Annotated in this window: 6 protein-coding genes and 1 pseudogene; 6 read left to right on the plus strand and 1 reads right to left on the minus strand. The window is 71.0% G+C overall.

Going from position 1 to position 7,215, the window contains the following annotated elements:
* The 5 genes from ACQKIP_RS34485 to ACQKIP_RS34505 form a co-directional block, all read left to right on the plus strand.
* The coding region (locus ACQKIP_RS34485; protein WP_427745046.1) for an AAA family ATPase at positions 1-522 on the plus strand (522 nt) is incomplete at its 5' end.
* The gene (locus tag ACQKIP_RS34490; protein ID WP_365859565.1) at positions 522-1,334 is read left to right on the plus strand and encodes an ABC transporter permease; all 813 of its coding nucleotides are present in this window, start codon (positions 522-524) and stop codon (positions 1,332-1,334) included. The genes ACQKIP_RS34485 and ACQKIP_RS34490, both read left to right, overlap by 1 nt.
* A gap of 57 nt (positions 1,335-1,391) precedes the next feature.
* A complete protein-coding gene (locus ACQKIP_RS34495; protein ID WP_365859567.1) occupies positions 1,392-2,840 on the plus strand; it encodes a sensor histidine kinase in 1,449 nt (482 codons plus the stop codon).
* Positions 2,841-2,852: 12 nt separating this feature from the next.
* Positions 2,853-3,497, plus strand: coding sequence for a response regulator transcription factor (locus ACQKIP_RS34500; protein ID WP_365859569.1), 645 nt, complete (start codon positions 2,853-2,855; stop codon positions 3,495-3,497).
* Between the two features lie 169 nt (positions 3,498-3,666).
* A complete protein-coding gene (locus ACQKIP_RS34505) occupies positions 3,667-5,091 on the plus strand; it encodes a PP2C family protein-serine/threonine phosphatase (protein ID WP_365859571.1) in 1,425 nt (474 codons plus the stop codon).
* A 46-nt stretch (positions 5,092-5,137) separates the two neighbouring features.
* Here ACQKIP_RS34505 and ACQKIP_RS34510 read toward each other — a convergent pair whose 3' ends face one another.
* The gene (locus tag ACQKIP_RS34510; protein WP_365859573.1) at positions 5,138-6,637 is read right to left on the minus strand and encodes a DNA-binding protein NsdB; all 1,500 of its coding nucleotides are present in this window, start codon (positions 6,635-6,637) and stop codon (positions 5,138-5,140) included.
* A 237-nt stretch (positions 6,638-6,874) separates the two neighbouring features.
* Here ACQKIP_RS34510 and ACQKIP_RS34515 point away from each other — a divergent pair.
* A pseudogene (locus ACQKIP_RS34515) lies at positions 6,875-7,215 on the plus strand (aminoglycoside phosphotransferase family protein); the annotation flags it as partial.

The raw sequence follows: 7,215 nt of genomic DNA on the forward strand, positions 1-7,215 counted from the left end.
GTGGGGGCACTGCTCGAGGCGCGTACGTTCCATCCGGGACGCACCGCGGCCTCCCATCTGGCGGCGCTGGCCGCCGCGGGCGGTATCGCGCGTTCACGGGTCGACGAGGTCCTTGACGTCGTCGGGCTCACCTCGGTCGCGGGGCGGCGGGCCGGCACATTCTCGTTGGGGATGGCACAACGCCTGGGTATAGCGGGCGCGTTGCTCGGCGATCCGGGAGTGCTGCTCCTCGACGAGCCGGTCAACGGCCTCGATCCGGAGGGAGTGCGCTGGATCAGGGACCTGATGCAGTCCCTCGCCGCAGAGGGGCGCACGGTGCTCCTGTCGAGTCACCTGATCAGCGAAATGGCGCTCACCGCCGACCGCTTGGTGGTCATAGGCCACGGCCGCCTCCTGGCCGACACCTCGGTGCGGGAGCTCACCGCGCGGGGCCGCTCCCTGGAGGAGGCGTTCTTCGCACTGACGGAAGCCGACGCCGAATACCGAGGCCTCACGCCACGAACCGCACGAGGAGCCGCATGATGACCAGTCCCGTATACGCCGGGCCGCCGCACACCCGCCGCGCCCCGACCGGTCGCCACGGCTTCGGCAACGCCACCCGCATGGAGTGGATCAAGCTGCGCAGTCTGCGCTCCACGCTGTGGGCGCTGCTGCTCGTGGTGGTCGCCATGGTGGCCATCGGCATCGTGACGATGGCGAACACGAAGGCGCCCAGCGCCGACAAGGCGGCTGCCTTCGACCCCACGAACAACGTCCTGGCCGGAGTGGCCGTCGGGCAGCTTCTGATCGGCGTGCTCGGCGTGCTCGTCGTCACCGGCGAGTATTCCTCGGGGACGATCCGCTCCACCCTGGCGGCCATTCCCGACCGCCGCCTGGTCCTTGCCGCGAAGGCTTCCGTGTACGGCGGGATCTCGCTGGCGGTGGGCCTCGCGGTCACCTTCGTGACCTTCTTCGCCGGCAGGTCGGCTCTGGGCGAAGGGGTGCCCGCGCCCGGAATCGGTGATCCCGGGGTGCTGCGGGCGCTCCTGCTCTCGGGGACCTATCTGGGGCTGATCGCTCTCATGGGCATCGGCATAGGCGCGGTCACCCGGCACACGGCCAGCGCGATCGGCGCCCTCGTGGCCATCACCTTCGTGCTGCCCGCGATCATCGGCGGGGCTTCGGGGACCACGGTCGCGCAGTTCTTCCCGACCATCATCGCGGGTAACTCCCTGGCCGTCTCCAAGCCCGTCGCCGATGTCCTCTCCCCCTGGGCCGGCTTCGCCGTGATGTGTCTGTACGCCGCTCTCGCCCTCGGCTCGGGATGGCGCACGCTGGCCCGCCGTGACGCCTGACCGCACAGCGAGGCCATCGGAAGGACAGGACCGCACACAGACAGGACACTGGACGCCATGCACGTCACACGCCCGAAGGACGGCGCCTCCCCCTCCCCATCCGGCGCAGGCGCCACCGCCACCGCCCGCAAGCCGGAGCACGCCGGGACGCCGACCGCCCGGCCCGGGGCGCGCGCTGTCGCACGGGCCGTGGGGCGTGCCCCGTTCACCCGGCGGGCGTGGGCCGAGGCCGCATACTGCTTGATCGGGTTCCCGCTGGGGCTCGCGGGCGGCGTGCTTTTGGCAGTGGCCCTCGCTCTGGGCGCGGGCTTCACCGTGTCGGTGGTGTTCGCCGTGCTCGGCGCGCTGCTGTTCATCTCGGGGCTCCGGCTGGCCCGCGCCCTTGGCGCCGCCCACCGAAGCCTGGCCGCCCGGCTTCTGGGGGACGAGACGCCCGCGCCCCCTCCGCTGCGTCCGGACGGCGGGTTCGTCAGCCGCCTCGACGCCCGGCTGCGGGACGGGGCCGGCTGGCGCTCGGCGGTCTACGTCCTGGCGAAGCTGCCGGTCGGCTGTCTGGGGGCGTATGCCGTCCTCTGGTGGATCACGGGGCTGATCAATCTCACGGCGCCGCTGCGGTGGGCGGTGTTCGGGCAGCGGCCGGAGCCGGGGTCCGGTGAGGGCATGCCGGTGCTCACGCCCGTCCCCTTCGGCGGCCTGGACGCGGACACGTTCGCCGGTACGTTCCTCGCGGTCGCCATCGGGGCGTGCACCCTGCTGTGCGCGCCCTGGGTGACCCGTCTGGTGACCGGGACCGACCGCCGGCTGATCGGCGGCCTGCTCGGACCGGGCCATCTGGCCGACCGTGTACGCGACTTGGAGGAGACGCGCGCGCTCGCGGTGGACGACTCGGTGGCGCTGCTCCGGCGCGTCGAGCGTGATCTGCACGACGGGGCCCAGGTCCGGCTCGTCGCGGTGGCGATGAGCCTCGACATGATCAGGCAGCGGCTCAACGACAGCGAGAACACGGACGGCGACAGGCGACCCGAGCCGCTGGACGTCGCCCGGCTCCGTCAACTCGTCGACGGAGCGCACCACAACGCCACCCTGGCCCTCACCGAACTGCGTGATCTGGCCCGCGGCATCCATCCTCCGGTCCTGGACGACGGCCTGCCGGACGCGCTCGCCACGCTCACCGCGCGCAGCAGCATCCCGGTCGACCTGGTGACGGACATGACGGAGCGTCCGACTCCGGCGATCGAGACCATCGCGTACTTCTGCGCGGCGGAACTGCTCGCGAACGTCATCAAGCACAGCGGTGCCGGGCGGGCCGCGATCACGGTGGCGCAGCTGGAGGGCCGGCTATTCCTCCAGGTAGGCGACGACGGGCACGGTGGCGCGGACCCCGGTGCGGGAAGCGGGCTGACCGGACTCGTGCAACGCGTACGGACGGTGGACGGGAGGATGAATGTCGACAGTCCCGAGGGCGGGCCGACGACGGTCACCGTCGAGCTGCCGCTGCACGCGTGAGAGCATGCCGCCATGCGCGTCGTGATCGCTGAGGATGCCGCGGTACTGCGGGAGTTGCTGGGCCAGATGCTCGTGGAGCGCGGGCATGAGATCTGTGCGTCCGTGAGTGACGCGGACGCCCTGCGCGCCGCGGTCGCCGAGCACCGCCCGGACGTCACGGTGACCGACATCCGGATGCCGCCGACGCACACGGACGAGGGGCTGCGCGCGGCCATCGACATCCGCCGCGACCACCCGGGCACGGGCGTGCTGCTCTTCTCCCAGTACGTGGAGACGAAGTACGCCACGCGGCTGCTCGCGGCCGGTTCGGCTGGCGTGGGATATCTCCTCAAGGACCGGGTCGCGAACATCGCGGAGTTCACCGATGCCCTGGAGCGGGTGGCGGCGGGCGGTACCGCGCTCGATCCAGAGGTCGTCACGCAGCTGGCCGGGGCCGGTCGCCGTGCGCAGGAGCTCGCGCCCCTCACCGACCGCGAGCGGGAGGTCCTTTCGCTGATGGCCGAGGGCCGGTCCAACGCGGCGATCGCGCAGAGCCTCGTCGTCTCCGCGGGCACCGTCGAGAAGCATGTCGCCGCCGTCTTCGACAAGCTCGGGCTGCCCGCGTCACATGACCACAACCGCCGCGTTCTGGCGGTGATCCGCTACTTGCGGGGGTGATCGGGACGGTTCTTCCGGAACGTACTGCTCCGAAGGACATAGACATATGCCAGAAGCAAGACCCCGTCGTGTGTTGCCAAATCCCTTACGAGCCACCCCCGGCTGTGCGAAAGTCATTAGCGGTCCATCCCGCCCGTTTGGTCGCACCGCATCCTCAACGGAGCACCTCATGCCGTCCCATGTCTTCGCGGACCGCCCTTCCGCCCAGCCGCCCGAGCGCGGCTCGGTCGAAGCGCTGATCACGCAGACGCGCCGGCTCCGCGGCCAGGTCGACGCCGTGCGCCGGGACGCCGGGACCGACCGCGGCGACCCGCAGGGACGCTGGCAGCGCGCCCTGTGCGACCTGGCGGTCCACCAGCTCAACGACCTGGACGACCACCTCGCGCAGTTACGCGACGGACCCGTGCAACCGGCCGTGGAGCCCACCGCTCCGGCCGTGCCCGCACCGCTCGACCCGCAGCGCGGCTCACTGCTCAGCCGGGTCGGCAGCGCGGAGTGGAACCTCCTCAACGACGAGGCCAGTTGGTCCGGCGAGCTTTACCAGATCCTCGGGCGGGATCCGGCGGCTCCCCCGCTCTCCCTCGACGAACTGCCCTCCCTGGTGCATGTCGACGACCAGCCGATGCTGACGGCCATGGTCACGGACTGCCTGATCGACGGTAAGCCGATCGACGGCGAGTTCCGTATCGTGCGCCCCGACGGCGGCGTACGACAGGTGCACATGATGGGCGAGCCCGTGCTCGCCGCTGACGGAAGCACCGCCTCGATGTGGGCGGTGCTGCGGGACGTCAGCGAGCTGCGCCGCAGCCAGCGAGTGGTGCGCGAGACCCGTGACTCGTTGCAGCGCCAGCGGCACATCGCGCAGACAGAGCACCGGCTCGCGGTCGAACTGCAGGAGGCCGTGCTGCCGCCGTGGCGCGGCTCCCTGCGGTTCCCGCACAGCGGACCCACCGCGCTCGATCTCGCCGCGCACTACCTCCCTTCCTCGACGAGCACACTGATCGGCGGCGACTGGTACGACGCCATGGAGCTGCCCGACGGCCAGTTCCTCCTCAGCGTCGGCGACCTCACGGGGCACGGCGTCACCGTCACGTCGGGCATGGCGATGCTCCTCGGCGCGGTACGCGGCATGGCGGTCGCCGGAGTACAGCCGGGCCAACTGATGGGCTGGCTCAACCAGTTACTGGACACCACCACACAACCCGCCCTCGGCAGCGCCGTCTGCTGCCAGTACACCCCCGCCACCCGCACCCTCACCTGGGCGCAGGCGGGACACCCCGCCCCGCTGCTGTTCCGCGACGGGACGGGGCGCGCGCTGATGCCGCCGGGCGGAGTGATCCTCGGGGCGACCTCTGGAGCCACGTACGAGCAGGCCGAAGAGCACCTCGAACCAGGCGACCTGTTGCTGCTGCACACCGACGGGCTTGTCCCCCGGCGCGCCAGGGACGCGGCCACGAGCCGGCTGCTCGCGCTCGCGCCACGCTTCACGGACACGCGGGGTGCGCAGGACTGTGTGCGTACGGTCGTCGAAGAGTTCGGCGTGGCCCCGCGCGAGGACGACGCCTGCCTGTTGATAGCGCGGATCAACTTCTGATCCGCGCCCGGGCCGTGCCGGGCCCCGGCTCTATGCCTGGACGGCTCTAGGCCTTGACCCGGCTGCCACCTCCGGACTTGGCCCCCGCCTTGGGCAGGGCCAGCTTGATCTCCTCACGCAGGTCCTGGATCTTCGGATAGCCCGAGTACTGCGCCGTCAGGCGGTACATCTCGCGCAGCCGGTCCCAGGTGCGGTGCGAGGAGTTCGCCCCCATCGAGACCAGCGCAAGGCGTGCGTAGCGATCGGCCTGTTCCGGGTCGTCGCCGATGAAGCAGGCCGAGGCCAGCGAGATGTAGTCGAAGATCTGCGAACGGTCGCGGCCCTTGGACCGCAGCTCGATCGCCTCCCGCGCATGACGCTGGGCGGTGTTGGCCGCGGACGCGTCATGATCGGCGAGGGTGCGGTAGGCCAGGGCCTGCATGCCGTGCATGTCCGCCTCGTCGAACATCTGCATCCAGCTGGGCGGCGGCACATCGCCCTTGTCGGAGACGAACAGGTCCTCCGCGATGCCAAGGGTACGGCGCATCGCCTGGCCCTTGCCCATCGACGCCTGCGCCCAGGCCTCGATGGTGTAGAGCATGGCCTGCGTGCGGGGCAGGACCTCCTCGCCCGAGCCCGACTTGGCGAGCTTCATCAGGTCGAGGGCGTCGTCGGGCCGCCCCAGATGCACCATCTGGCGCGCCGCCCGCGACAGGGCCTCGCCGGCGCGCGGCCGGTCGCCGCCCTCGCGGGCCGCGTGTGCGGCGATCACGAAGTACTTCTGTGCCGTGGGCTCCAGGCCGACGTCGTGCGACATCCAGCCCGCGAGGACGGCGAGATTGGCAGCGACGCCCCACAGGCGGCGCTGGAGATGGTCGGGGTGTCGGTAGGCGAGCATGCCGCCCACTTCGTTGAGCTGTCCCACCACAGCCTTGCGCTGCAGCCCGCCCCCGCGGGACGCGTCCCAGGCCCTGAAGACCTCGACGGAGGTCTCCAGTTCCTCGATCTCCTGCGACCCGATGGGGGCGGCCTCATAGCGGTCGAACCCAGCGGGGTCGGCGTGCAGGGGATGATTGGAACGGGGAGCGTCGGCAGCAAGGGCCGGGTCGGTGTGCAGCCAGTCGTGCATGGCGCCGGTCAGTGCGGAGCCGGCGGCGAGCGCGGCACCCGCGCCCACCAAGCCGCGTCGGTTGAGCATGAGGTCCATTCCCGTGAATTCGGTGAGGACCGCGGCTGTCCGTTCGGGCGCCCACGGCATGCCGTCGGGGTGCTCCGCACTCCCGTCGCCACGCCGTTTCCCCACGCGCCCGTGCCGGACCAGACCAAGATCCTCAATGGTCACGACACGGCCGAGACGCTCGGTGAACAGAGCCGCCAGAACCCTGGGCACGGGATCGCGGGGGATTTCCCCCATGTCGATCCAGCGCCGGACCCGCGAAGTGTCGGTGGCCAGCTGCGGATGGCCCATGGCCGCCGCCTGCCGGTTCACCAGTCTCGCGAGTTCCCCCTTGGACCAGCCCGCCAGGCCGAACAGGTCCGACAGTCGGGTGTTGGGTTGTCCGTTCACGTCAAGCCCCCAGGTTCTCGGCTGAGTTGACAGTAACCCTCTGTCAGTTGCTGGGCGACTATTCGCCAGGGTTCGCCAGGGTGCGCTACGTGGTGTGCCACGGGACGCCGGGTGTCAGGTAGGAAAGCGCCACCCCGACCCGGCCCCAACGCGGGACATTCCCCAGGGTGCTCCCAAAAGGGGGCCGGGGCGGGAGGCGCCGCAATTCGCTGGCACACGAAGGGATCTGTATCGCCCATGTACACAGCATCGTCCTCCGTGTCCGCCCCGCCCCGGCCGCTGCACAGCCGACAGCCGGGCAGCGGCCCGTATCTGGAGCCCGCGCGCCCCGCGGCCGGGTCGCTCGGCGCCGGCCGAACGCGACGCGTTCCGGGGCCCGGCACGCAACCGCTCAGCGGGAGACTCGACTTGTCAGGCCCCCAGGGGGCGCAACTGCGCACCGCGATCGCCTCGGTGCACCGCATCTGTCCGGAATTCAATCCGGTACAGGTGCTCCGCCGCAGCGGACGCACCGTACTGATCGTGGGAACGACAGGACGCAGCACCGCGATCGCCAAGTGTTTACTCGACCACTCACC

It is taken from the genome of Streptomyces sp. NPDC059900 (assembly GCF_050270335.1).
In the GTDB taxonomy this organism is placed as follows: Bacteria; Actinomycetota; Actinomycetes; order Streptomycetales; family Streptomycetaceae; genus Streptomyces.